At 72.0% G+C, this 25,401-nt stretch carries 22 protein-coding genes; 9 read left to right on the top strand and 13 right to left on the bottom strand.

Features of this window, described 5'->3' with window-relative positions; all coding sequences use genetic code 11:
- Positions 1 to 158 precede the first annotated feature (158 nt).
- Positions 159 to 1,616, bottom strand: a complete 1,458-nt coding sequence (gene purF / locus MTO99_RS12495) for an amidophosphoribosyltransferase (RefSeq protein ID WP_243553970.1) — start codon at positions 1,614 to 1,616, stop codon at positions 159 to 161.
- Between the two features lie 156 nt (positions 1,617 to 1,772).
- Positions 1,773 to 2,294: a carboxymuconolactone decarboxylase family protein gene (locus MTO99_RS12490; RefSeq protein WP_243553969.1), complete on the bottom strand. Its 522-nt coding sequence runs from the start codon at positions 2,292 to 2,294 to the stop codon at positions 1,773 to 1,775.
- A 74-nt stretch (positions 2,295 to 2,368) separates the two neighbouring features.
- Here MTO99_RS12490 and MTO99_RS12485 point away from each other — a divergent pair, with 74 nt between their 5' ends.
- A complete protein-coding gene (locus MTO99_RS12485; RefSeq protein WP_243553968.1) occupies positions 2,369 to 3,808 on the top strand; it encodes an aminotransferase-like domain-containing protein in 1,440 nt (479 codons plus the stop codon).
- Between the two features lie 4 nt (positions 3,809 to 3,812).
- Here the strand turns inward: MTO99_RS12485 and MTO99_RS12480 are convergent, their stop codons facing one another.
- Positions 3,813 to 4,247, bottom strand: coding sequence for a PaaI family thioesterase (locus MTO99_RS12480; RefSeq protein WP_243553967.1), 435 nt, complete (start codon positions 4,245 to 4,247; stop codon positions 3,813 to 3,815).
- A gap of 186 nt (positions 4,248 to 4,433) precedes the next feature.
- Entirely contained in the window at positions 4,434 to 5,045 is a 612-nt protein-coding gene (locus MTO99_RS12475) for a zinc-binding alcohol dehydrogenase (RefSeq protein ID WP_243553966.1), read from the bottom strand.
- Positions 5,046 to 5,273: 228 nt separating this feature from the next.
- Here MTO99_RS12475 and purM point away from each other — a divergent pair, with 228 nt between their 5' ends.
- Together purM and MTO99_RS12465 are read left to right on the top strand one after the other, a co-directional pair.
- Positions 5,274 to 6,386, top strand: coding sequence for a phosphoribosylformylglycinamidine cyclo-ligase (purM, locus tag MTO99_RS12470; RefSeq protein ID WP_243553965.1), 1,113 nt, complete (start codon positions 5,274 to 5,276; stop codon positions 6,384 to 6,386).
- A gap of 3 nt (positions 6,387 to 6,389) precedes the next feature.
- Positions 6,390 to 7,169, top strand: coding sequence for an LLM class flavin-dependent oxidoreductase (locus MTO99_RS12465; RefSeq protein ID WP_243553964.1), 780 nt, complete (start codon positions 6,390 to 6,392; stop codon positions 7,167 to 7,169).
- Between the two features lie 21 nt (positions 7,170 to 7,190).
- On the opposite strand, the gene MTO99_RS12460 is transcribed toward MTO99_RS12465, so the two are convergent.
- From MTO99_RS12460 to MTO99_RS12450, 3 genes are all read right to left on the bottom strand, one after another.
- Positions 7,191 to 7,757 carry a hypothetical protein gene (locus tag MTO99_RS12460; RefSeq protein ID WP_243553963.1) on the bottom strand — a complete coding sequence of 189 codons (567 nt, stop codon included), beginning with the start codon at positions 7,755 to 7,757 and terminating at the stop codon, positions 7,191 to 7,193.
- 43 nt (positions 7,758 to 7,800) lie between these two features.
- A complete protein-coding gene (locus tag MTO99_RS12455; protein ID WP_243553962.1) occupies positions 7,801 to 9,450 on the bottom strand; it encodes a hypothetical protein in 1,650 nt (549 codons plus the stop codon).
- Positions 9,451 to 9,535: 85 nt separating this feature from the next.
- Positions 9,536 to 9,733 carry a DUF3073 domain-containing protein gene (locus tag MTO99_RS12450; protein ID WP_149160823.1) on the bottom strand — a complete coding sequence of 66 codons (198 nt, stop codon included), beginning with the start codon at positions 9,731 to 9,733 and terminating at the stop codon, positions 9,536 to 9,538.
- A gap of 196 nt (positions 9,734 to 9,929) precedes the next feature.
- On the opposite strand from MTO99_RS12450, the gene MTO99_RS12445 reads away from it, so the two are divergent.
- A complete protein-coding gene (locus MTO99_RS12445; RefSeq protein ID WP_243553961.1) occupies positions 9,930 to 11,096 on the top strand; it encodes an NAD(P)-binding domain-containing protein in 1,167 nt (388 codons plus the stop codon).
- A gap of 126 nt (positions 11,097 to 11,222) precedes the next feature.
- Here the strand turns inward: MTO99_RS12445 and MTO99_RS12440 are convergent, their stop codons facing one another.
- Positions 11,223 to 11,858: a PadR family transcriptional regulator gene (locus MTO99_RS12440; protein ID WP_243553960.1), complete on the bottom strand. Its 636-nt coding sequence runs from the start codon at positions 11,856 to 11,858 to the stop codon at positions 11,223 to 11,225.
- Positions 11,855 to 12,706, bottom strand: a complete 852-nt coding sequence (locus MTO99_RS12435; RefSeq protein WP_243553959.1) for a DUF4097 family beta strand repeat-containing protein — start codon at positions 12,704 to 12,706, stop codon at positions 11,855 to 11,857. The genes MTO99_RS12440 and MTO99_RS12435 overlap by 4 nt, the downstream gene beginning before the upstream one ends.
- Before the next feature lie 140 nt (positions 12,707 to 12,846).
- Here MTO99_RS12435 and MTO99_RS12430 point away from each other — a divergent pair, with 140 nt between their 5' ends.
- Positions 12,847 to 13,605 (top strand): MerR family transcriptional regulator, encoded by a 759-nt coding sequence (locus MTO99_RS12430; protein WP_243553958.1) that lies wholly within the window; start codon positions 12,847 to 12,849, stop codon positions 13,603 to 13,605.
- 3 nt (positions 13,606 to 13,608) lie between these two features.
- On the opposite strand, the gene yczE is transcribed toward MTO99_RS12430, so the two are convergent.
- Complete coding sequence (gene yczE / locus MTO99_RS12425) at positions 13,609 to 14,286, bottom strand: membrane protein YczE (RefSeq protein WP_243553957.1); 678 nt, start codon at positions 14,284 to 14,286, stop codon at positions 13,609 to 13,611.
- A gap of 63 nt (positions 14,287 to 14,349) precedes the next feature.
- Here yczE and yczR point away from each other — a divergent pair, with 63 nt between their 5' ends.
- Positions 14,350 to 15,789 carry a MocR-like transcription factor YczR gene (yczR, locus tag MTO99_RS12420; RefSeq protein ID WP_243553956.1) on the top strand — a complete coding sequence of 480 codons (1,440 nt, stop codon included), beginning with the start codon at positions 14,350 to 14,352 and terminating at the stop codon, positions 15,787 to 15,789.
- A gap of 140 nt (positions 15,790 to 15,929) precedes the next feature.
- Positions 15,930 to 18,800, top strand: a complete 2,871-nt coding sequence (locus tag MTO99_RS12415) for an esterase-like activity of phytase family protein (protein ID WP_243553955.1) — start codon at positions 15,930 to 15,932, stop codon at positions 18,798 to 18,800.
- A 72-nt stretch (positions 18,801 to 18,872) separates the two neighbouring features.
- Here MTO99_RS12415 and MTO99_RS12410 read toward each other — a convergent pair whose 3' ends face one another.
- The 3 genes from MTO99_RS12410 to MTO99_RS12400 are packed head-to-tail and all read right to left on the bottom strand — an operon-like array spanning position 18,873 to position 20,937.
- The gene (locus tag MTO99_RS12410) at positions 18,873 to 19,208 is read right to left on the bottom strand and encodes a nuclear transport factor 2 family protein (protein WP_243553954.1); all 336 of its coding nucleotides are present in this window, start codon (positions 19,206 to 19,208) and stop codon (positions 18,873 to 18,875) included.
- A gap of 2 nt (positions 19,209 to 19,210) precedes the next feature.
- Positions 19,211 to 20,188, bottom strand: coding sequence for an NAD(P)/FAD-dependent oxidoreductase (locus MTO99_RS12405; protein ID WP_256461012.1), 978 nt, complete (start codon positions 20,186 to 20,188; stop codon positions 19,211 to 19,213).
- Positions 20,185 to 20,937, bottom strand: a complete 753-nt coding sequence (locus tag MTO99_RS12400; RefSeq protein WP_243553952.1) for an alpha/beta fold hydrolase — start codon at positions 20,935 to 20,937, stop codon at positions 20,185 to 20,187. The genes MTO99_RS12405 and MTO99_RS12400 overlap by 4 nt, the downstream gene beginning before the upstream one ends.
- 216 nt (positions 20,938 to 21,153) lie before the next feature.
- Here MTO99_RS12400 and MTO99_RS12395 point away from each other — a divergent pair, with 216 nt between their 5' ends.
- Together MTO99_RS12395 and MTO99_RS12390 are read left to right on the top strand one after the other, a co-directional pair.
- Entirely contained in the window at positions 21,154 to 21,798 is a 645-nt protein-coding gene (locus tag MTO99_RS12395) for a GntR family transcriptional regulator (RefSeq protein ID WP_243559082.1), read from the top strand.
- 100 nt (positions 21,799 to 21,898) lie between these two features.
- Positions 21,899 to 25,246, top strand: a complete 3,348-nt coding sequence (locus tag MTO99_RS12390) for an efflux RND transporter permease subunit (protein WP_243553951.1) — start codon at positions 21,899 to 21,901, stop codon at positions 25,244 to 25,246.
- The last annotated feature ends 155 nt before the right edge of the window (positions 25,247 to 25,401 follow it).

Genomic DNA, 25,401 nt, shown 5'->3' with positions numbered 1-25,401 from the left:
GGACGGCGGTGCTGCGCACACTCTCCCGATGGACCAGTGCCTCGACCCACCAGGCAAGTCGTGGGAACCGGGCGTGTCTTGGTCGCAATGGCCCAGAAGGAACGACCCGTACCCGTTCAGTGGTGCGGAGCCGCGGACCTCAGCCGCCGAGCATCCGCTCAGCTGAGCTGCGTGCGCTCCACCCACTCGAGGTACTCCTCGGTGACCGTGCCCGTGACGTAGTCGCCCGTGAAGCACGACAGGTCGAGTTCGGTGATCGAGGTGCCCTCGGTGATGGCCGCCTGCAGGTCGGCGACCTCCTGGTAGATCATGTGGTCGGCACCGAGCTCGGTGGCGATCTCGGGGATCTTGCGCCCGTGCGCGATGAGCTCGCGCCGCGACGGCATGTTGATGCCGTACACGTGCGGGAACCGCACCGGGGGAGCCGCCGACGTGAACGTCACCTTGTTGGCCCCCGCGTCCCGCGCCATCTGCACGATCTGCTGCGACGTGGTGCCGCGCACGATCGAGTCGTCGACGATGAGCACGTTCTTGCCCTTGAACTCGGTGCCCATCGCGTTCAGCTTCTGGCGCACCGACTGCTTGCGCTGCGCCTGCCCGGGCATGATGAACGTGCGGCCGACATAGCGGTTCTTGTAGAAGCCCTCGCGGTACTCGATGCCGAGCTTCTGCGCGACGTTCATCGCCGAGGGCCGCGACGAGTCGGGGATCGGCATGACCACGTCGATGTCGCCGAGGGGCATGTGGGTCGCGATGGTGTTCGCGAGCCGGTCGCCCATCCGCAGGCGCGCCTCGTACACCGAGATGCCGTTCATCACCGAGTCGGGGCGGGCGAGGTAGACGTACTCGAACGAGCAGGGGATGAGCCGCGGATCGCGCGCGCACTGGCGCGTGAACAGCTCGCCGTCGAGTGAGATGAAGATCGCCTCGCCGGGCGCGACGTCGCGCACGATCTCGTAGTCGCCGTTCTCGAGCACGAGCGACTCGGATGCCACGATCCACTCGGGCTTCCCGGCATCCGTGTACCGACGACCCAGGATGAGCGGCCGGATGCCGAACGGATCGCGGAACGCGAGCAGCCCGTAGCCGGCGATGAGGGAGATCACCGCGTACGAGCCCTCGACCCGCTCGTGCACCTGCGTGACCGCGTCGAAGACCTGGTCGGGGTCGAGCTCCATGCCCTTGATCTGGCCCTGCAGCTCGGTGGCGAGCACGTTCAGCAGCATCTCGGTGTCGCTCGTCGAGTTGACGTGCCGGCGGTCGATCGAGAACAGGTCGCTCGACAGTTCGCGTGTGTTCGTGAGGTTGCCGTTGTGCACGAGGATGATGCCATAGGGCGCGTTCACGTAGAACGGCTGCGCCTCCTCTTCGCGCTCGGCGGCGCCCTTGGTTGTGTACCGCACATGGCCGAGGCCGATGTTGCCGATCAGCGAGCGCATGTCGCGGGTGCGGAACGCCTCGCGCACCTGCCCGCGCGCCTTCGCCATGTGGAAGACGGGGCCGTCGGCGGTCGCGATGCCGGTCGAGTCCTGACCCCGGTGCTGGAGGAGGAGGAGGCTGTCGTAGATCTGCTGGTTGACCGGTTCGGTGGAGACGATGCCGACGATGCCGCACATGCGAGCGATGGCTCCTCGAGGTGGGGGTTCAGGGCGTCCGATTGGACGTTCCATCCTCCCATATGCGCGCGTGTGAGCCGGCTGGGTGCCGCCTGCTGCGCACCTGAGCGTTCGGGTGCGCAGCGGGGGGCGATCGGATGCCTCGGGGCCGGTGCGTCAGGCGGCGCGCAGCTTCGGCCGCCAGCCGCGGGTCGCGACGGCGAGCTCGTTCCACGCGTTGATCGAGACGAGCAGGGCGAGCAGCGCGGCGAGTTCGTCATCGGTGAACTGCGCGGATGCCTCGTGCCACACGTCGTCCGGCACGTGCGTCTCGCTCAGCCGCGTGACGGCGTCGGTGAGGGCGAACGCCGCCCGTTCGCGGGCGGTGAAGAAGTTCGACTCCTCCCAGACCGCGACCGCGAACAGGCGCTGGTCGTGTTCGCCGCGCTCCAGCGCGTCGCGCGAGTGCAGGTCGACGCAGTAGGAGCATCCGTTCAGCTGTGAGGCGCGCAGGCGCACGAGCTCTCGGATGAGCGGTTCGATGCCGGCGCGGTCGGCCTCGGCGACGGCGGCGTCGTCGAGTGCGCTCACCGCGCGGGAGAAGGCGGGGGCGACGCCGTCGAAGTCGAGGCGGCGTCGCGGCGCGATGGGGGAGGCGGGGTCGGTTCGGGTGTCGGTCGGATCGGTGGTGATGGTCATATCCGCGACGCTACGCAGCGCCCGCGGCGCTGGTAATGTCCATTCGCATGGCGACCGAGTGGGCCAATTCAGGATTGGATCTGCACCTCGCGCTCGACCCGCGCCGCAAGGCCGCCTCGCTCGAGGAGGCGCTGCGTACGGCCGTGCGCGACGGCCGCCTCGTGCCCGGTACCCGGTTGCCGCCGAGCCGCACCCTCGCGACGGATCTCGGCATCGCGCGCAACAGCGTCGCCGAGGTCTTCGGGCGGCTCGTCGGCGAGGGATGGCTCGAGGCCCGCGTCGGCGCCGGAACCTGGGTGCGCGAGCGCCCGACGCCGGTGCCGGCGGATCCGGTGGACCGGTCGACGCGGTTCGACCTCGACCTGCGCGGCGGCCTCCCCGACGGGTCGGCGTTCCCGCGATCGGCCTGGGTCGACGCGATGCGCCGGGCACTCGCGGATGCTCCGACCGACGCGCTCGGCTACGGCGCCCCGGCGGGCGTGCTCGTGCTGCGGGAGCGGCTCGCCGAGTACCTCGCACGGACGCGCGGCGTGCGCACGACCGCCGACGAGGTGATCGTGACGCACGGCTTCGGCGGGCTGCTCGGACTCGTCGCGCGTGCGCTCGTCGCCCGCGGGGCGCGCCGCGTCGCGGTCGAGGCGTACGGGCATGTCTCGCACCGCGCCATCCTCGAGGCTGCCGGGCTCGAACTCGTCTCGCTGCCGATCGACGCCGAGGGCGCGCGCACCGACCTGCTCGGCGCTGCTGCTGCCGCCGCCGGCGGCGCGGGCGCCCCTGCCGTCCCGAGCGTCGATGCGGTGCTGCTCACTCCCGCGCACCAGTTCCCGACGGGCGTGCCGCTGTCGCGGCGTCGCCGCGAGCTGCTCGCCGACTGGTGCCGGCGCACCGGCGGCATCGTCATCGAGGACGACTACGACGGCGAGTTCCGGTTCGACGGCCGCAGCATCGGTGCGTTCCAGCCGTTCGCGCCCGACCGCACCGTGTACGGCGGCACCGCGTCGAAGGCGCTGTCCCCCGCGCTCGGCCTGGGCTGGGGCGTGGTGCCGCGCGCACTGCGCGACGAGGTGCTCGAGACGCGGCGTCGCACCGGGTCGGCCACCGACGCGCTGTCGCAACTCGCCCTCGCCGCGCTCATCGCGGCCGGCGGCTACGACCGGAGCGTGCGCGCGCTGCGCGGTCGGTACCGGGCGCGGCGCGAACGGTTCGAGACGCTCGTCGCGCAGCACCTGCCCGACGCCCGCGTGGTCGGCCTCGCCGCGGGCATCCAGTGCCTGCTCGAACTGCCGCCCGGCGTCGACGAAGCCGCGGCCGTCGCCGAGGCATCCGCGCGGGGCCTGCGCATCGTGGGGCTGGCCGAGTACGCGGCCGACGCGGAGACGCCGTCGACCGCCGCGGCCCGCCCGCCCGCGCTCGTCGTCGGCATCGGCGCGCCGCCCGAGCACCGTTTCGAGCAGGCCGTCGCGGTCGTCTTCGCGGCCGTCGACGCCGCACGGCGGGGCCGAGTCGGGCCGTAGGCGGTCAGTACTCCGACGGCTTCGCGAGCACGGCCATGGTGCAGCGCGATACGCAGACGAGCTTGCCGTTCTCGTCGGTGATGCGGATGTCCCACACCTGCGTCGTGCGCCCCCGCGAGAGCGGGCGCGCCTCGCCGAACACCCAGCCGTCGGCGACGGGACGCACATGGTTCGCGTTGATCTCCATGCCGACGCAGTAGTACTGCGCCGGGTCGACGGTGAAGCTCGCGCCCCAGCTCGCGAGCGTCTCGGCGAAGGCGACGGATGCTCCGCCGTGCAGCACCCCGCCGGGCTGGCGCGTGCGCCCGTCGACGGGCATGCGGCCCTTCAGCGAGTCATCCGTCGCCTCGATCATCTCGATGCCGAGCGCGCGGATCGCGGTGTCGGTGCTGCGGGACATCGCCCACGCGATGTCGGGTTCGTCGAACCAGATGCTCATCGCACGAGTCTCGCACCCCTCCTCGCACGTTGCAGGCACGCTGTTCAGTTCGAGGCAACGCGGTCGCCGCCGCGAACTGAAGAACGTGCCTGTGCCGCGCAGACACAGGCGGCGGTGGTGGCGGTCGGTGGTGGTGGCGGCAGAGGTGGTGGCAGCGGTGGTGGCGGCAGCGGCAGTGGCGGCGGCTCAGGCCAGCTCGGCGATGATCGGGTGGATGGCGTCGTCGAACGCCGCGGCGTCGGCGCGCAGCGTGTCGGTGACGGCGACGGTCATGCTGCCGATCCACCAGACACCCGACACGGTGAGCGGCATCACCTCGACGTTCAGCTCGAACGAGTGCGCGCGGCGCCCGACCTCGCGCTCGTGCTCGGCGATCGAACCGGCGTACGCGCGGTACGAATCGCCGCGGCGCGTCGCCGCCGCCTGCCGGTACCCCGAGTGCGCCCAATCGGCCCAGGCGCGCGCCGCCTCGGCGTGCGGCACGATCGCGCGCATCAGATCCTCGGCGCCGCTCACGGGCAGCGCGACATCCGTGTCGTACTCGGCGACCAGCTCGAGCGGAACCGGCGATGGATGCGCCTCGGGCTCGACCGTCATCGCCCACCACTCGCGCCACTGGCGTTCGAGGCGATCCTGTCCGTCGACCGCCAGCCGGTCGCCGATCGCGCCGATGTCGCGCAGCCGCGGCAGTTCGACCGGCGACGCGATCGACAGCACCTCGCGCAGGTAGAGCGCGAGCAGCACCGCGCGAGTCGCATTCTCGCGAATCACCCACGATGGCCCGCCCCCCGCGTGCATACCGGAATTCTACGTCCCCCCACCCCCGCACCCCCGGTACGCAATTCAGGTCGGGAGGCGTGTCGCGGTGGCCTGACACGGCGTGCCGGGGCGACACGCCGTGCGCGAACCTGAATTCGGTACGGGTGCAGGTGCAGGTGCAGGTGCAGGTGCAGGTGCGGGTGCAGGTGCAGGTGCAGGTGCAGGTGCGGGGGAGGGGGCCGGCGGGGCGGCGGGTACCCTTGACGGGTGAGCGCGAACTCGTCCTACGCCGCAGCCGGAGTCGACACCGCTGCCGGCGACCTCGCCGTCGAACTCATGAAGGAGGCGGTCGGGCGAACGCACGGCCCCAGCGTCCTCGGCGGCGTCGGCGGCTTCGCCGGCCTGTTCGACCTCTCGTTCGCGAAGGACTACACGCGGCCGCTGCTCGCGACCTCGACCGACGGCGTCGGCACGAAGATCGCGATCGCGCAGGCGCTCGACCTGCACGACACCATCGGCCAGGATCTCGTCGGCATGGTCGTCGACGACATCGTCGTGGTCGGCGCGAAGCCGCTGTTCATGACCGACTACATCGCGTGCGGCCGGGTCGTGCCCGAGCGCATCGCGGCGATCGTCACCGGCATCGCGCGCGCGTGCGAAGCGACCGGCACCGCGCTCGTCGGCGGCGAGACCGCCGAGCACCCGGGCCTCATGGGCGTCGACGACTACGACGTCGCGGGTGCCGCGGTCGGCATCGTCGAGGCCGACCGGGCGCTCGGCGCCGAGCGGGTCGCCGAGGGCGACGCGGTCATCGCGATCGCTTCGAGCGGCCTGCACTCGAACGGGTTCTCGCTGGTCAGGCACATCCTGCGCGCAGCGGGGCTGGGCTACACGGATGCCGCGGCAGAGCTCGGCACCACCTGGGGGGAGGCCCTGCTCGAGCCGACCAGGCTGTACTCGGGCCCGCTCGTGAAGCTCCTCGAAGGTCCGCACGGGGCGGCCGTGCACGCGCTGTCGCACGTCACCGGCGGCGGCATCGCGGCGAACCTCGCGCGCGTGCTGCCCCGCGGTTCGCGCGCCGAGGTCGACCGGTCGACGTGGTCGCCGCAGCCGGTGTTCCGGGTGCTGAACGACCTGGCCGGTACGACGCTCGAGTCGACCGAGGGCACCTGGAATCTCGGCATCGGGTTCTTCGCGGTCGTCGCCGGCTCCGAGGCATCCGCGGTGATCGCGGAGCTCGACGCGCTCGGGCTGCCCGCCTGGCAGGTCGGCACGGTGTCGGTCGGCGATCTCGCGGCGCCGGTCGGCGAAGGCTGGGAGCAGGGTGCCAAGGGCGTCGACGGCGGCGCGGTGCGCCTGGTCGGGAGCTACGCGGAGTAGGCGATGCGGGCGGCGGTCTCGCTCGGGCTTCCGGGCACCACGGATGCCTCGCTGCTGCGCGCACTGGCGCCCCGCCTCGAACGACTCGGGTTCCACGCGCTGTGGCTGAACGACATCCCGCGGGGCGACTCGCTGGCCGGGCTGCGCGAGGTCGCCGACGTGACCGGCCGGCTCGGGCTCGCGACCGGGGTGATCCCGCTCGACCGCAGGTCCGCCGACACGCTCGACCTCGCGGGGCTGCCGGTCGACCGACTGGTGCTCGGCATCGGGTCGGGCGGATCGCGGCATCCGGTGACGCTGGTGCGCGAGGGCATCGCGACGTTGCGCGAACGCACGACCGTCCCGCTCATCGTGGGAGCCCTCGGCCCCCGGATGCGCCGCCTCGCGGCGACCGACGGCGACGGCGCGCTGCTGACCTGGCTCACCGCGCCTGCGGCGGCCGCGGCGGTGCACGAGCTGCGGGCGGAGGCCGAGGCATCCGATCGCAGCGGCTCGCCCCACCCGACGCGCGCCGTGCTGTACACGCGCACGATCGTCGACGAGGCGGCGCGACCGGCGCTCGCAGCCGAGGCCGACCGCTACGCGTCGTACCCGAACTACGCGGCGAACTTCGCGCGGCTGGGAATCCGCGCGATCGACGCGACCGTGTCCGACGCCGGCGCGCTGCACGAGCTCGACGCGGTGGACGAGATCGTGCTGCGCGCGATCACGCCGAACGCCACCCTCGCCGAACTCGAACGGTTCGCCGAGACCACCGCGAACTGGGCGTCCGCACCGGCGTGAGCCGGCAGCCGGGCTCAGGCATCACGCTCGGGCATCGCGCTCGGCCAGCAGTTCGTCGATGCGCCGGCGAACCGGCTGGGTCTCCGGTCTGGTGGCGAGCGCGTCCCGCACGGTCGCCAGCGCCGCCGCACCGCCGGATGCGTCGAGTTCGGCGATCGCTTCGACGACGGCGATGCCGTCCCGCGCCGCGAGGTCGGGATGCGTGACGAGGTGGTCGGTCAGCAGCGGCAGCGCGGCGGCCGAACCGCTGGCGCCGAGCGCCTCGGCGGCGGCCCGACGGGCGGCAGCGCGTCGGGGCTCGACGCGTGCCAGCTGCGCGGCGAGGCGGGGGACCGCGTCGTCGGCGCGCAGCTCGGCGAAGCGGCAGAGCAGTTCGGGCACGACCTGGGCGAAGACGTCGGGGTCGACCGAGCCGAGTTCGGTCGCCGATGGCGGGTGCGCGACGAGGTCGACGAACTCGTCGACGGCGTCGGCGTCGATCGACCCCAACCATTCGTCGGTGCGACGTTCCTGTTCGTCGAGCGAGCCCAGCGGCCCGAGCGGGCCCGCCAGCTCGCGCCCGTGCGCCACGATCTCGTCACGAATCACGAGCACCTCCTTCTCGATCACGCGTCGGTTGGCGATCCCGGTGTCACTGCTCGATCACGAGTTCGTACACCGTGCGCGTGATCTCCGCTCCGACCCAGTATCCGATGCCGCCGGCCACCAGCGCACCCGCTCCGTGAGCCGCCCACGCCCACGGGCCCGCCACGTCGGCCGGCGCCCACATCGCCGAGAACGCGGCGGCGCCCGCGGTGGCGCCCGCCCACCCGCCGACGGACTCGAACACCGCCTTCTGGCGGTCTTGCGCGTAGTAGATCTTGATGATGTCGGCCGCGACGGCCACCACGATCATCACGCGCCCGCCGACGCGCAGCACGGTGCGCACCCGCCCGGCCCACTTCAGTGAGGAGGCGGCGGCTTCGGCGGCCTCGACGAGCACGGGCTCCGCTTTCAGGCCCTGGGCCTCGAGTTGCGCGATGACCGCCTGAGGGCCGCCCCGGAGCTTGATCTTCGCGGGGTCGGCGACCACGAGGAACTTGCCGTTGCCCGACGTGGAGAACCGGCTGTTCTGCAGCACCACTTCGCCGACCTTCGATGAGGATGCTGCGACCCGCTGCCCGACGCGATCCCACATCCTGGCCTCCGCGAACTTGTCACGGAATCCGTTCGTGCGCTCGAGCTGCTTCAGGAGCCGTGACGAGAGCGGCTTCTCGGGCGGAATGCGGTGGCGCCGACGGAACTCGGCCTCGGCTTCGACCTTCGTCGCCTCGCGTTCCGCAGTGAAGATCTCGAGCAGATCGGCCTCGTGGAAGGTGAGGCTGCCTTTGGTCGGACCGAGCTGCGCCGAGACGTTCACGGTCTTGTCGCTTCCGATCCCGACGTACGGGTTGCCCTCGGTGACGAACCACGAGGCGCCGCCCTTGCCGAGCTCGGGACGGAAGGGCGGTTCGCCCTTCGAGTAGTTCTCGAGGATCTTCACCGCGACCTCGGGGGTCACCGCGGTCTCGCCGGCGGTGCCCGCCGCCGGAGGGCTGCCGAACGCGGTCATCCCCCAGCCGCCGATGCCGCCGGCGCGACGACCGAGCTCGTCCTCGACGAGGGTGAGGCGCCGGGGGTCGCCGTCGAGGGCGCGGGCGTACTCGCTGCCGAGTTCTTCGTCGGACAGCGACGGGATGAGCTCCAACGGGACGAGCGGCGCCCAGGCGGGGTCGAGGAATCTGCCGATGTCGTTCAGCTGGTCGAGCGGCACGGTCGCGGATGCATCGGGATGTCGCGTGAGGAAGGCGGCCGCCGGCGCACCCGAGCGCTTGTGCGTGTGCGCGTCGAAGGCGAGACGCAACCGGGGCAGGTTCACTCCGGTGGCGCGATCGAGGTTCGCCCGCAGCAGTTCGGTGCGCCCGCTTCCGGAGAGGCGGAACAGCGTGTTGAGCAGGTCGGGCATCGACAGCCCGTTCAGAAGTCGGAACGCTGTCGGGAAATCGCCGACACCCGCGACCGGGTCGGCCTTGTCGAGGGCGTCGATGATCTGCTGCTCGACCGGCTGGCGTTGCACGACCGGCATCGCGACCACCGATGCGTTCCCGGCCGTCGCCTGCAACTGCGCGATCAGGGCCGGTGTGACGGCGCCGAACGGCACCGTCCGGCTGGTCTGAGCGGCCGGAATCGGCGACGCGGGAGCCGAGACGCGCCCCGGTCCGACGGGTCGCTCAGGGCGACGCTCGAGGCGCGGTCGTTCCATGACTGCACTCTCGGCTTCAGCGTGGCACGCTGCAACCGAAGCTGAGCCGATGAACGGCCATGCGGAGCTGCCCTTTCGGGCGACGTCAGCGCTGGGGGCTGTCTCCGGGGACGTACGAGTCGTCCTCGGCATACTCCGACCACTTCGACGCTTCGTCGTCGTAGTGATCGTGCTGCGAGTTGGTGAGCTCGCGCTCAAGCGCACTGTAATCGGTCTCGGGGCTGAAGTACTTCAGCTCACGAGCCACCTTCGTGTGCTTGGCTTTCTGACGGCCGCGCCCCATGCGTGACCCCCTTACGACTTCAGGCCGAGTGGAATGATCATCACTCGGCTCGCACTGATAGAAACTGTTTTCCCTCAGGGGAGTTTAGCACTCACGGCCCGTGGCCCCGGCCCGTCGGCGGCGGTCTCGTCGCGCGCCGTCGCGGGGTCGGCATGCACTGCGCGCACCCAGCCGGACGTGATGGGATGGTGGGGTGATGTCCGTGCCCGAACGCGTGAGAGTCGCGGTGATCGGAGCCGGCCAGGCCGGCCTGTCGGTCGCCTTCTACCTGCGACGGTTCGAGCTGGTCGCCGACGAGGATTTCGTGGTCCTCGATCGTGCGCCGGGGCCGGGCGGGGCGTGGCAGCACCGATGGTCCGCGCTGAAGCTCGGCACCGCGCACCGTGTGAACGACCTGCCCGGAATGGCCGAACTCGGCCTCTCGTTCGACACCGCCGACCGTTCGCTGCCCGCGCGCGAGGTCGTCGCCGACTACTACGGGCGATTCGAGGAGCACTTCCAGCTGAACGTGCACCGGCCCGTCGGGGTGCGGCGGGTCTCGAACGAGGGCGCCGACCTGCTCGTGGAGTACGAGGACCTCTCGCCCCAGCCCGTCGAAGAGCAGCGGGTGCGCGGCTTCTTCGGCCGGCGCCGCCGCACGTTCGAACAGCCGGGGCGACCGGTCGTGCCGACCAGCCAGCTGCGCGCGAGCTTCGTGGTGAACGCGACCGGCACGTGGGGGTCGCCGTTCGTGCCCTACTACCCCGGCATGACCGACTTCCGCGGCCGGCACCTGCACACCTCCGACTACGTCGACGCCGAGGACTTCCGCGACCAGCACGTCGTGATCGTCGGCGGCGGCACCTCGGCGATCGGGTTCATGCTCGAACTCGAGCACGTCGCGGCCGGGCTCAGCTGGGTGAGCCGACGCCCGATCGACTGGCTCGACCGGCAGGAGCTCGACCTCGAAGGCGCGTCGGCCGCGGTCGCGAAGCAGGACGAGGCCGCCCGGTCGGGTCGCGCCCTGCCGTCGGTGGTCAGCGGCACGGGCGTGCCGAAGAGCCGACGCATCGCCGCGGGCATCGAGCGCGGGCTGCTCGTCGCACGCCCCATGTTCGAGCGCATCGAGGCCGATCACGTCGTGTTCGCCGACGGGTCGACGGCGCGGGCCGATGCGATCATCTGGGCCACGGGGTTCCGCCCCGAGCTGCGGCACCTCGCCCCGCTGCGGCTGCGCGAGAAGTCGGGCGGTGTGACGGTCGGGCAGGGTGCCGCGTGGAGCGATCCACGGGTGTTCCTCGCCGGCTACGGGCCGCAGGCGTCGACGGTGGGCGCCGCCCGTGCCGGCCGCATGATCGCGCGCCAGATCATGGCGATGCTCTGATCCTTCCCGGCGGCGGCCCGGCACGAGCGGCGGCCCGGCCCAGCGGCGCCCCGGTCCGGGCCGCGGCCCGCCCGAGCGGCGCCCCGGCCGTCGAGCGGGAGACCGCTTGGGCCGCCGGCTCGGTGCTCAGCGCCCGATGAGCTGCTGCACCTCGGCGCGCACCTCGTCGAGGCGGCGGCGCAGCAGGGCGACCGCCTCGTCGGCGCCCCGGCCGCGGCTCACGGCGGTGCGCACATCGGTGCGCACCCGCTGACGGAACTCGTTCAGCAGCAGGTCGGCCTCGTGCACCGCGCGCCCGGAGTCGACGGGCGACGAGGTGGTGCCCGCGCTGCCGGCGCCCGCGGGCGTCGCGGCGCCCCGCTTCGCCGCGCGCTTGGCCTCGCGGGCCGCGCTGGCGAGTTCGGCGCGCAGCGACCGCATCGCGTCGTCGACCTCGGCGCGCACGCCGGCGGCGAGTCGGCGCACCGAGTCGGTGACCTCGTCTTCGATGGCGTCGAGTTCGCTGCGGCGCGCGTCGAGTTCGGCGCGGCCGGCCGGGGTGATCTCGTAGACGGTCTTGCGGCCGTCGGCGAGCTTGCTGACGAGCCCCTCCTCTTCGAGCTTCGAGAGACGGGGGTAGATGGTGCCGGCGCTCGGCGAGTACGTGCCGCCGAACCGGTCGCTGAGCGCCTGGATGAGCTCGTATCCGTGCCGGGGGTGCTCGTCGAGCAGTGCCAGCAGGTAGAGCCGCAGGCTGCCGTGGGCGAAGACGGGCGGGGTCATGCGTCGCCCTCGGCGGCGGTCGTGGCATCCGTGGCCTGCTGCGCCGGCTCGCGGCGCATGACCGAGATGTCGCCCGACACGCTGTTCGCCCCGAGGTCGAGCCAGCGGCCCGCCAGTTCGCCGGTGGTGCGCTCGAAGCCCTTGCCGAGCATGCCCTTGAACTCGGTGTCGTCGATCAGCACGGTGCCGCTCACGGTGTTGACCCGGTAGCGGGCGCCCGAACCGGGCGCGAACCGCACTGTCAGGTTGCCGGTGACCGAGTTGGTGTCGATGCGCGACGGCGTGCCGTGGGCGTCGACGATGAGGGCGCCTGAGACGGTGTCGGCGTTGAATCCGACGATGTCGCCCGAGACGATGACGTCGCCCGACACCGAGTGCGCCGTGACGCGGCCGGTGTGGTTGCCCGCCGAGACCTCGCCCGACACGGTCGACAGTTCGATGTCGCCGACGTGGTTGTCGACCACGACGTCGCCCGAGACGGTGTTGAACTTGGCGTCGCCGTCGAACCCCGAGACGAGCGCGTCGCCCGACACGATGCCGAGCTTCAGCAGCACGTGGCGGGGGGCGAGGATCGAGACCTCGGCCCGCGCGTTGCCGCGCCACTGCTTGAAGACGTCGATGAAGTTGTCCCACCGCAGCTGCGGGTGGTCGATCTCGAGGGCGTCGCCGTCGATCGAGACCGAGATCTCCTTGCCGGTCACACCCGAGATCTCGACGCGTGCGCCCGGCTCGTCGTGGGCGATGAGGTCGAGCTTGCCGCCGATCAGGCTCACCTTGAGCTTGCGGACGAGCTCGAGGTCGATCACCCGGGAATCGCCGGGTGCGATGACCCACTTCTCGATGGTCATGGAGGTGCTCCTCAGATCTGGATGAGTCGCGATATATCGCGTTTCTGGTGAACACGATATATCGCGACTTGCGCAGATGCAAGCACGAATCGGATGCTCCGCCTTGACCTTGACGCAACGTCAACCTCTACCGTGAGGGCATGGACTGGTCGATACAGGAGGTCGCCCGCCTCGCGGGCACGACGAGCCGCACCCTGCGGCACTACGACGACCTCGGCCTGCTGCCGCCGAGCCGCGTCGGCGCGAACGGCTACCGCTACTACGACCGGGCCGCGCTCGTGCGACTGCAGCGCATCCTGCTGCTGCGCGACCTCGGCCTGGGCCTGCCCGCGATCGCCGACGTGCTCGACGGGCAGCGGTCGGAGGTGCGGGCGCTCGCCGGGCACCTGGAGTGGCTGCGGCAGGAGCGCGAGCGGCTGGCGCGGCAGATCGCGTCGGTCGAGAAGACCATGCACGCACTGGAAGGAGATGAGCAGATCATGGCTCATGAGATGTTCGACGGGTTCGACCACACGCAGTATCGCGAGGAGGTCGAGCAGCGCTGGGGCGCCGACGCGTATGCGCGCAGCGACCGCTGGTGGCGCGGGCTCGGCGCCGACGGGCAGCGCGAGTGGAAGGCCGGGGCGGAGGCGCTCGGGCGCGACTGGATCGCCGCCGCCGAGTCGAGCGTCGCGCCCGACAGCGAGACCGCGCAGGCGCTCGCCGCACGGCACGTCGAGTGGCTGCGGGGCATCCCGGGCACCCCGGCCGCGATGCCGGGCGGCGACCTGAAGGGGTACGTGGTCGGGCTCGGCGAGATGTACGTCGCCGACGAGCGGTTCGCGGCGAACTACGGCGGCGAGGCCGGGGCGACGTTCGTGCGCGATGCACTGCGGGTGTACGCCGAGGCGAACCTCTAGCGGCTACTCGACGCCCGGGGCCGCGGAGGGCTGGATGCGCCGTCGCGGCGCCGGCCGCGAGGCATCCGCTCGCTTGATCGTGAAGCGGGGGATGGTCCACCCGCAGAGCGGGCCGATCGTCGCGGCGAAGAGCACCGTGCCGATGCCGACGATGCCGCCGAGCATCCAGCCGATCGCGAGCACGGTCACCTCGATCGCCGTGCGCACGATCCAGATCTTCAGGCCGGTGCGCCGGTGCAGACCCGTCATGAGCCCGTCGCGCGGGCCGGGGCCGAACTGGGCGCCGATGTAGAGCCCGGTGGCGATCGCGAGCACCACGATGCCCGCGGGCAGCAGCAGCGCTCGCACCCACACGTCGAGGTGCGGCGGGATGAGCCACAGGCCGACGTCGGCCGACGGGCCGACCAGCAGTGCGTTCATCAGGGTGCCGAAGCCGGGCATCTGCCGGATCGGGATCCACAGCAGCAGCACGATGCCGCTCACGATCACCGTGATGGCCCCGAAGCTGAGTCCGGTCTGCTTCGCGATGCCCTGGGTGAGCACGTCCCACGGCGAGGCGCCGAGCTCGCCGCGCACGATCAGCGCGATGCCGATGCCGTACAGGAACAGGCCGACGAAGAGCTGCACGAGACGGCGGGTCAGGATCGGGGCGGGATCGCGGAACGACGGAAGGCGGCGCATGAGAGACATCCAATTCGAAGATTGGCCTTTCAGCAACAGGCCAATTCTCCTAAAGTGGCTCGCATGGCTCAGTCGACTCTGACCGCCCGCGCCCTCGACACCCTGCTCGGCGACTGGCGCGGCGCCGACCCGGCGAGCGCCTACCGGGCGCTCGCCGAACGGCTGCGGCTGCTCGTGCTCGACGGGCGCATCCCCGTCGAGACCCGGCTGCCCGCCGAGCGCGACCTCGCCGACCGCCTCGACCTCAGCCGCACCACCGTGACGAACGCCTACCGGCTGCTGCGCGAGCAGGGGTACCTGCACAGCGTGCGCGGCTCGGGCAGCGTCGCGCGGTTGCCGGGGGCGCCCACGTTCCTGCCGGCCCCGCCCTCGGCCGAATACCTCGACCTCTCGAAGGCCGCACCGCCGGCACTGCCGTGGCTCGGCGAGATCGCGCGCGCCGCCGCCGACGACCTGCCGCGCCAGCTCGGCGACTCGGGATTCGACCCCATCGGCCTGCCCGAACTGCGCGCCGCCCTCGCCGACCGGTACACCGCGCGCGGGCTGCCGACCTCGCCCGAGCAGATCATGGTGACCATCGGCGCGCAGCACGCCATCGCGCTCATCGCCCGCACCGTGGTCGGTCGGGGCGACCGCGCCGTGATCGAAGCGCCGACGTATCCGCACGCATACGAGGCGCTGCGCATGGCGGGCGCCCGGCTCGTGCCAGTGCCGGTGCAGCCGCAGGAATCGGGCGAGGCCGACGACGAGGCCGCCGCGCTCGGCCGCGCGTTCGGGTACGCCAACCCGACGATCGCGTACCTCATGCCCGACTTCCAGAACCCGACCGGGCGCACCATGCCGGCCGGCGCGCGCGAGCTCGTGCTCGACGCCGCGGCACGGCAGGGGACCCTCGTCATCGCCGACGAGACCACCGCCGAGCTCGACATCGACCGCAGCGATCCGCCGCTGCCGTTCGCCGCGTACGGCCCGGCCGTGCTCATCGGCTCGCTCGGCAAGACCGTGTGGGGCGGGCTGCGCATCGGGTGGATCCGCGCCGAGCGGCCGCTGATCCGCCGGCTCGTCGCCGCGCGCGCGCCCGGCGACCTGGGCACCCCGATCCTCGAGCAGCTCATGGCGGCGCGGCTCGTCGAACGCATGGACGAGGTGCTCGAGCATCGCCGCGAGCAGCTGCGCGTCGGCCGCGACCGGCTCGAGGCGGCGCTCGCCGAGTCGATCCCCGAGTGGCACGTGCCGCACGTCGACGGCGGCATCGCGACCTGGGTGCAGCTCGGTGCGCCGGTGAGCTCGCAGCTCGCGCTCGCGGCGCGCACGCAACGGCTCGTCGTCGCGGCCGGCCCCCGGTTCGGCATCGACGGGGCGTTCGAGCGGTTCCTGCGGCTGCCGATCTGCCTGACCCCCGACCAGGTGGATGCCTCGGTGCGCGGGCTCGCCGCTGCCTGGCAGTCGCTCGGATCGGTACCGGCGACGGCCGAGCCCGGGCTGCTGGCCGAGGTGGTGTGACGCGGGAGCCCGTGCCATCGGGCACCGCGGCATCCGTTCATCTTCGAGGACGCATCCGTTCACCGACGTGACATCCGAGCGTCGCGTGCGCTCGCCAGCGTGGGCGTGACCCGCAACCGCCCCCGTATCGGAGTGTGCCCATGTCACGTCCCCTGTCCATCGCCGCGCTCGCCGTGGCCTCGATCATCGCGGCCGGAGCGGCCGGCGCGGCCGCAGCGCCGGCGCTCGCAGCCGACGGCGAGCCCGAGGCATCCGTCGCGCCCTTCGCCCGAACCGCCACCTACCCGGTGTTCCAGAACGTGCCCGACGGGGTCGACCCGGCCGAGGCGACCGTCGCCGAGATCTCGACCATCACCGACGACGGCACGGTCGTCTACACCGACGCGCTCGGCAAGCGCATCGGGTTCGTCGACGTGACCGACCCGTCGAACCCGGTCGGCGCCGGCACCGTCGAGCTCGCCGAACTCGGCCACGCCGACGATCAGCCCACCTCGGTCGCGGCGTACGGCGACTTCGTGCTCGTCGTCATCGACGAGACCGGCGGCGAGTTCACCGCGCCGAAGGGCCGACTCGACGTGCTGCGCGCGAGCGACCGCACCGTGGTGCGCTCGATCGACCTGGGCGGTCAGCCCGACTCGATCGCCATCTCGAAGGACGGCGCGTACGCCGCCATCGCGATCGAGAACCAGCGCGACGAGGAGCTCGCGCCCGAGGGCGGCGACGAGGGCGACCTGCCGCAGCTGCCCGGCGGGTTCGTGCAGGTGCTGGGGCTCGGCGGCGACGGCAGCGACCCGGCCGACCCGGCGACGTGGACGCTCGACGCGGTCTCGTTCCTGAACGACGACGGCACGCCGATCGACGTGATCGCCGCGGCCGGCCTCGACACCCCCGAAGACCCCGAGCCCGAGTACGTCGCGATCAACTCGCGCAACGAGCTCGCGGTGACGCTGCAGGAGAACAACGGCATCGCGATCATCGACCTCGCCACCCGCGAGGTGACCCGCGCGTTCTCGGCGGGCTCGGTCGCCGTGTCGGGCATCGACGTGAAGAAGGACGCGCGGATCGACCTCACCGGGTCGATCCCGGCGACGCCGCGCGAACCCGACGCGATCGCCTGGATCGGCGACGACCGGCTCGCCACCGCGAACGAGGGCGACTGGAAGGGCGGCACCCGCGGCTGGACGGTGTTCGACGCCGCCGACGGCGATGTCGTCTGGGACGCGGGCAACACGTTCGAGCGCCTCGCCGTGCAGCACGGCCTCGCGAACAACGACCGCGCCGCGAAGAAGGGCAGCGAGCCCGAGGGGCTGGCGGTCGCCGAGTTCGACGGCACGCCGTACGCGTTCGTCGCGAGCGAGCGCAGCAACTTCATCGCGGTCTACGACGTGAGCGACCCGGCGGCGCCCGCGTTCGTGCAGGTGCTGTTCTCGACGAACGGGCCCGAGGGCATCCTGCCCGTGCCCGGCCGCGACCTGCTGGTCGTGTCGAGCGAGACGGATGACTCGTCGGTCAACGTGCGCGCATCGGTCAACGTGTACGTGTTCGGTGAGGCGCCCGCCGGCACCATCGCGCAGCCGAGCATCGTCTCGGGCGTCGACGCGTCGAGCGCCGACGGTGCGCCGATCGGCTGGCAGGCGCTCGGCGCGCTGGCCGGCAACCCGACCGACGCCACGCACGTCTGGGCCGCGAGCGACGTCGCCGTCGCGCCGAGCACGGTGTACTCGATCGACGTGAGCCGCACGCCGGCGGTCGTCGACCGCGCCATCCGCATCTCGGACGAGCAGGGCGCATCCGTCGCGCTCGACATCGAGGGCCTCGCGGTCGACGGCGACGGCGGGTTCTGGCTCGCGCTCGAGGGGGCGACCGGGGCCGCGAACCAGCTCGTGCACACCGACGGCCTGGGCCTCATCGACCGGCGGGTCGACCTGCCGGCCGACGTCACCGCGCACATCGGCAAGTGGGGCCTCGAAGGCGTCACCGTCACCGGGTCGGGCGCTGACGCGCAGCTCTGGGTCGCGATCCAGCGCCCGCTCTGGACCGACCCGGCGAACGCCGCGGCCGGCACGGTCGACGGCGATGACGTGACCCGCATCGGCCGGTACGACCTGGCCGGCGGCGAGTGGAGCTGGTACGGGTACCGCCTCGAGCACACCTCGGTCGCGGGCGACTGGCTCGGCCTCTCGGAGATCACCGCGATCGACGACGACACGTTCGCGCTCATCGAGCGCGACAAGCTGAACGGGCCGGCTGCGGCCGTCAAGCGCGTCACCACGGTCGACCTCCCCGCGGGCGCGGGGGCGACGGATGCCTCGCTCGCGGCCGGCGGCACGCTGCCGATCCTCGAGAAGCGCACCGCGATCGACGTGCTGCCCGCGCTGCGCGCGACCCATGGCTGGACGCAGGAGAAGCTCGAGGGCTTCGCCATCGCCGCCGACGGACAGCTCTACGCGGTCACCGACAACGACGGACTGGCGGATGCCACGGGCGAGACGGTGTTCCTGCGGCTGGGCGACGCCGACGCGGTGTTCGGCGGCGGCACCGGCGAGGAGCCCGGTGGGGAGGAGCCGGGCGGCGAGGAGCCGGGTCAGCCCGACGGCCCGTCGATCACGCTCGGCGCGTCGACCGTCGTCGCCGGCGGCACCGTGGTGGTCTCGGGCACGGGCTTCGAGCCCGGGGCATCCGTTCGCTTCGAACTGCGCAGCGAGCCGGTCGCACTCGGTGCTGCGACGGCCGCTGCCGACGGCACGCTGTCGTTCACCGCGACCATCCCGGCCGCGACCCCGGCGGGCGCGCACACGCTCGTCGCGATCCTGCCCGACGGCACCGAGGTGTCGGCCGCGCTCACCGTGACGGCGGCCGCGGCACCCGTCGGAAGCGCAACCGGGGCGAGCGGCGATCTCGCCAGCACGGGCGTCGAGTTCGGCTGGGCGCTCGGGCTCGCCGGCCTCGTCCTCGCGGCCGGCGGTGCGGCCGCGGTCGTGGGCACGCGCCGCCGCCGGCAGGCCGCCTAGCAGCCACGCAGCTCGCCGGTCGAGGAGCGCTTCGCGAAGCACTCCTCGACCGGCGCTGACGCGCGCGCCGACTCAGATGAGCGAGATCTTCAGGCTCGCGATGCGGTTGCCCTCGAGCTCGAAGCCGTAGCGGAACGACAGCGGGCTCTGCGGGTAGTCGCCGTGGGCCTTCGCGATGAGCTCGACCTCGGAGCCGTAGGACTCCTCGTGCAGCAGCTCGATGCGGGTGGCCGGCGTCGCCTCGAACCAGCGGCGGATCGCCGACCGGCCCTCGTGCGTCTCGTTCGCGTCGTCGACGCAGCCGTCGGCGACGAAGAGCGCGGCGAGGGCCTCGGCATCGTGGGCGTCGAGCGCCTCGATCGCGGCGGCCACCACCGGGTGGGTGGATGATGCGCTGCCGGTGTGCATGGTCAGTCCTCTCTGCTCGCGTCCGACGCGAGCGCTCGGGCGATCTCCTCCTCGAGGAGGGAGATGTTGATCTGGGTTGCGGCGTGGACTCCGGCGCCGAGGGCCATCGGGACGAGCGCCTTCAGGTCGGCGACGTTCCCGACCGCCCACACGCCCTTGACGCTGGTCCGCCCCGAGTCGTCGGTGGCGACGACCGTGCCCATGGGCGTCTGCTGGGTGTCGCAGCCGAGGTGCGACAGGAGGGCGTCGACCGGCCGCGGGCGTGCGCCGACGAACAGTCGATCGACGCGGTGCTCGCCCTCGGCGGTGGATACGCTGACCGCGCCGAGGCGTCCGCTCACCTCGGTCGCGGGCGGAGCGACACGGATGCCTCGCATCGCGAACGCCCGCAGCTCGGCCTTGGGGATCCCCGCCTCGACGGCCCCGAAGACGGTCAGGTCTTCGGTCCACTGCCGGAGCAGCTGCGCCTGGTTGCGGCTCATCGGCGACGTCGCGATCACGCCGAGCGGCCGATCGCGCACCTCCCAGCCGTCGCAGTACGGGCACGCGACCGCACTCGTTCCCCACATGGCCTCGAGGCCGGGGATGGCGGGCAGCTCGTCGACCAGCCCGGTGGCGACCACGACCCGGCGCACGAGCACCTCGTGCGCGCCGCGCAGCAGGAATCCCCCCGCGACGCGCTCGACCGCCGACACCTCGCCCTCGGCGAACTCGACGCCGTACCCCCGGGCCTCGGCTCGGCCGCGCGCGAGCAGTTCCAGCGGCGGCCTGCCGTCGTGTCCGAGCACGCCGTGCATATGCGGTGCGAACCGGTTGCGCGGCCGCCCCGAATCGATCACGACGACCGAGCGCCGAGCACGGCCCAGCATCAGGGCCGCGCTCAGGCCGGCGGCCCCGCCGCCGACGATCCCGACGTCGAAGGATCGCGGGGCGGAGCCGCTGCCGGTGGGCTGAGTCCGAATCGGTGATGGCGCCGTCATCCAGCCACCGCCAGCTCCGACGCGGCCGGCACGGTCGTGCGTGCGGCCTCGTCGATCAGGTCGGCGACGGCCTCGGGCTGCGAGACGGTCACGCCGTGCGAGGCGTGGATCTCGACGGTGTGCGAGTTCGCCCGCTCGGACATGAACCGCATCGAGTCGGCGGGGATCGCGAGGTCCTCGAGGGTCACGAGGCTCCACGACTCGACGTGCTTCCATCCGGCGTTCGTCACGGCATCCGAAAGCGCGTTCGCGGTGATGGGCCGCTGGGTCGCGGCCATGAGCGCGGTCGTCTGCTCGGGCACATCGGCGGCGAAGACGCGACGGAACTCGTCCTGCTCGATGGAGAGGTCGGTGCCCGTGCCGTCGGCGGTGGGGACCGGCACCTCGCGCAGCGCCGGCCCGAGCTCGCCGCCCGGGAACTTCGCCGCCAGCTCGCCGGTGCTCTCGCCGACATCGAGCTGGAAGCTGGCGATGAAGACGAGGGCGCGCACATCTGCCGTGCCGTCGACGGCCTCGCTGAGGACGCTGCCGCCGTACGAGTGCCCGGCGAGCACGATCGGCCCGTCGACGCTCTCGAGCACGCTTCGCAGGTAGGCCGCGTCGGGCTGCAGTCCGCGCAGCGGGTTGGCGACGGCGATCACGGGGTAGCCGTTGCGGTGCAGGCGCTCGATCACGCCGTTCCAGCTCGACGAGTCGGCGAACGCGCCGTGCACCAGCACGACGGTCGGCTTCGCGGTGTTCGTGGTCATCGGAGTTTCCTTTCGATTCGTCCCGACGGGTTCCCATCGGGGCCGAGCGGGAGCGGGAGTGCTCCGGGCTCGATGGGTGTAACGAACATTGCTCGCAATATATTGCATATCAATTCGAGCGATTCGGATTCGGGACGATTGGCGTGCGGATGTGGAGATGCCCGCTTGCCCGGGTGCTCGGTTGACGTCGCCGCCCAGGTGTGCGAGATATATTGCATGCCGATCCCAGCGCACGTCCCACCCGTCGATCGCACCCTGCTGCGCGACGACGTCTTCGTGCGGCTTCGCGATGCGATCATCGACGGCACACTCGAGCCGGGTGAGCAGCTCAAAGACGGTGACCTCGCCGCCTGGCTCGGCGTCAGTCGCACGCCGGTGCGCGAGGCGCTGCTCCGGCTCGCGCAGGCGGGGCTCGTCGTCGCTCAGCCCGGGCGGTCGACGACCGTGAGCACGCTCGACCTGCGCACCGCGCGCGACGCGCGCGACGTGGTCGCCGCGATGCACGAGCTCGCCGTGCGCGAGGCGGCACGGAGCCTCACCTCCGATGACCTGACGGCGATGCGCGAAGCGAACGCCCGGTTCGCGGCGGCGATCGAGGCCGGCGACGTCGACGCGGCGCTCCGTGCCGACGACGACCTGCACGCCGTGCCCGTCGCGGTCGGCGGCAATCGCGCGCTCGCGACGGTGCTCGATCAGTTCACGCCGGTCGTGCGGCGCGCGGAGCGGATGCGGTTCACCACGCTCGGCGGCGCCGACTCGGTCGGTCGCCACGAGACGCTGATCCGCCTGTGCGAGCAGGGTGATGCCGAAGGCGCGGCATCCGTCGCCTTCGATACCTGGCACAGCCTGCCCGCGTCCTGAGCGGCAAGACTCTCGACACGCGATGCCTCCCGAGGCATCCGTTGTCATTCATCAACCATTCACAGCGGGCCGTGACCTGACGACTGCGAGAATCGACCCCATGCATCTGCTGGCGAAGCTGTCCATGAAGAACCGCGCCCTCATCGCGCTCGTGACGGTCGTGGTGGCGATCTTCGGGGGCATCTCGCTCACCAGCCTGAAGCAGGAGCTCGCGCCGTCGATCGAGTTCCCGCAGCTGTCGATCGTGACGGCCTACCCGGGTGCGTCCCCCGACATCGTGAACACGGATGTCTCCACGCCCATCGAGACCGCGATCCAGGGCATCACGGGGCTCGAGTCGACGTCCACGACCAGCTCGACGGGCGTCTCGCGAGTGACGGCGAGCTTCACCTACGGCACCGACCTCGCCTTCGCCGAGCAGAAGCTGCTGTCGGCGGTGAACCGCATCTCGGGCCAGCTGCCCGACGACGTCGACCCGCAGGTCATCGCGCTCTCGCTCAGCGACCTGCCGGTCATCGCGGTCGCCGTCACCGGCGCCGACGACGTCAGCGCCCTCTCCGACGAGATCAGCCGCACCACCCTCGGCGAGATCAACGACATCGACGGCGTGCGCGAGGCGACCCTCGTCGGCGACGTCGGCCAGCGCGTCACCATCACGCCCGACCAGGCGAAGCTCGCGTCCTACGGCCTCACGCAGCAGGCCATCCGCGACGCGCTGTCGCAGAACGGCCTGCTCGTTCCGGCCGGCACCATCACCGAGGACGACACGACCTTCGCCGTGCAGACCGGCACCAAGCTCGGCAGCATCGACGACATCGCCGGGCTGCCCGTGCTCGGCGGCACCGCGCCCGCGGCACCGCCCGCCGGTGACGCGACGACCGACGGCGACGCGACAGGCGGCGGCGACGCGACGGGCGGCGGCGACGCGACGGGCGGCTTCGGTGGCGAGGCATCCGCTCAGCTCCCCGGCGCAGCGGCCGCGACCGTGCCGGTCGCGCTCACCATCGCGGATGTCGCGACCGTCGAACTCACCGACAACCCCGTGACGAGCGTCTCGCGCGTCGACGGCGAGCCCGCCCTCACGATCTCGGTCACGAAGCTGCCGAGCGCGAACACCGTCGAGGTGTCGAACGCCGTCAAGGACCTGCTGCCCGACCTCGAGTCGTCGCTCGACACCACGAACTCGGGCGCGACCTTCACCGTCGTGTTCGACCAGGCGCCCTACATCGAGCAGTCGATCGAGTCGCTCGCGACCGAGGGCCTGCTCGGCCTCGCGTTCGCGGTCATCGTGATCCTGCTGTTCCTGCTGTCGGTGCGGGCGACCATCGTCACCGCGATCTCGATCCCGACGTCGGTGCTCATCACGTTCATCGGCCTGCAGGTCGCCGACTACACGCTGAACATCCTCACGCTCGGCGCGCTCACCATCGCCATCGGACGCGTCGTCGACGACTCGATCGTGGTCATCGAGAACATCAAGCGGCACCTCGTCGCCGGCGTCGACAAGTCGTCGACCATCGTGCACGCGGTGCGCGAAGTGGCCGGCGCGATCACCGCGTCGACCATCACCACCGTCGCGGTGTTCCTGCCGATCGCGCTCGTCGAGGGCGTGACGGGCGAGCTGTTCCGACCGTTCTCGCTCACCGTCACGATCGCGCTGCTCGCGTCCCTGCTGGTGTCGCTCACCATCGTGCCGGTGCTCGCGTACTGGTTCCTGAAGCCCGCGACCCTTCGACCGGCTCAGGGGCCGGAAGCCGCAGCTGCTGCGGCCGCGGCGGCGTTCGTCGACGAGACGGAGCCGACCACCGGGGCATCCGGGGCGGTGGAAGCGGGCCGTGCTTCGACCGGTTCAGCGCGCGATCCGCAGCCGCCCGCCGACGAGCTCGAGCACCCCTCGCGCCTGCAGCGCGGCTACCTGCCGATCATCGAGTGGACGCTCAAGCACAGCGTCTCGACGCTGCTCATCGCCGTGCTCGTGCTCGGCGGCACCCTCGCGCTGGTGCCGTTCATGAAGACGAACTTCCTCGGCTCGTCGGGGCAGAACACGTTCCAGGTCACGCAGGAGCTGCCCGTCGGCACCAGCCTCGACGCGATGGACGCCGCCTCGCAGCAGGTCGAGCAGGTGCTGCTCGACACCGAGGGCATCGAGACCGTGCAGACCTCGATCGGATCGGGCGGGCGCGGCCTCGCGGCCGTGTTCGGCGGCGGCAGTGCAACCGTCACCTACTCGGTCACGACAGACGAGTCGGCCGACCAGGACGCACTGCAGGCCGAGGTGCGCGACGAGCTCGCCGACATCGACGACGCCGGCGAGATCACGCTCGCCGCATCGAGCGGGTTCGGCGCCTCGAACGACATCGAGGTCGACATCACCGCCTCGAACGCCGAGGACCTGCAGGCCGCGACCGACGCCGTCGTCGACGAGCTGCGGGGCTCCGACGCGCTCAGCCAGGTGACGTCGAACCTCGCCGAGGCCCGCCCGTACATCGCCGTCGAGGTCGACCGCACCGCCGCCGCGGCGGCCGGATTCAGCGAGGTCGCGCTCGGCGGATACGTGTCGGCCGCGATGCAGCCGCAGACCGCCGGTTCGGTCGTCATCGACGAGAAGACGCTGACCATCTACCTCGCCGCAGACAACCCGCCGACCACGGTCGACGAGCTCAGCGCCCTCGAGATCCCGACCAGGACCGGCCCGGTTCGGCTCGACTCGCTCGCGACCGTCGGCGTCGTCGACGGCCCGGCGACGGTCACCACCGTGCAAGGGCTGCGCAGCGCGACCGTCACCGCGACCCCCGCGGGCGACGACCTCGGCACCGCCAACGCCGCGGTCACCGCCGCGGTCGCCGAGGCCGACCTGCCCGCCGGCACCTCGGCGTCGCTCGGCGGCGTCACCGCCGACCAGGGCGACGCGTTCTCGCAGCTCGGACTCGCGCTGCTCGCGGCGATCCTCATCGTCTACATCGTGATGGTCGCGACGTTCCGCTCGCTGCTGCAGCCGTTGCTGCTGCTCGTCTCGGTGCCGTTCGCGGCGACCGGCGCGATCGCGCTGCAGGTGGTCACGGGCATCCCGCTCGGCGTCGCATCCCTCGTCGGCGTGCTGATGCTCATCGGCATCGTCGTGACGAACGCGATCGTGCTGGTCGACCTGGTCAACCAGTACCGCGATCGCGGCATGACCGTGCGCGATGCGCTGCTGCACGGAGCATCCCGTCGTCTGCGCCCAATCCTGATGACCGCGCTCGCGACGATCTTCGCGCTGCTGCCCATGGCGCTCGGCATCACCGGGCACTCGGGCTTCATCTCGCAGCCGCTCGCGCTCGTCGTGATCGGCGGCCTCGTGTCGTCGACGCTGCTCACGCTCATCGTGCTGCCGACCCTCTACCACCTGGTCGAGGGCGCGCGCGAGCGGCGCAAGCTGCGCAAGCAGGCCGTCGCCACCGTCGAGTAGCCGGCCGTCGAGTTCCCGTTCGAGGAACCGTGTTCAGTCGCAGGCACCGAATCCGATGCCTTGCCCTGAACACGGTGCCTCGAACGTGACGGCGACCCGGCGGGGCATCCGTTCAGCGAACGTTCACCCGCCGGACGCGGCGGGGCAAGCCTCGC

Origin of the sequence: Agromyces larvae, assembly GCF_022811705.1 — a bacterium.
Taxonomy (GTDB): domain Bacteria; phylum Actinomycetota; class Actinomycetes; order Actinomycetales; family Microbacteriaceae; genus Agromyces; species Agromyces larvae.
This window is presented reverse-complemented; position numbering and strand designations above follow the sequence as displayed.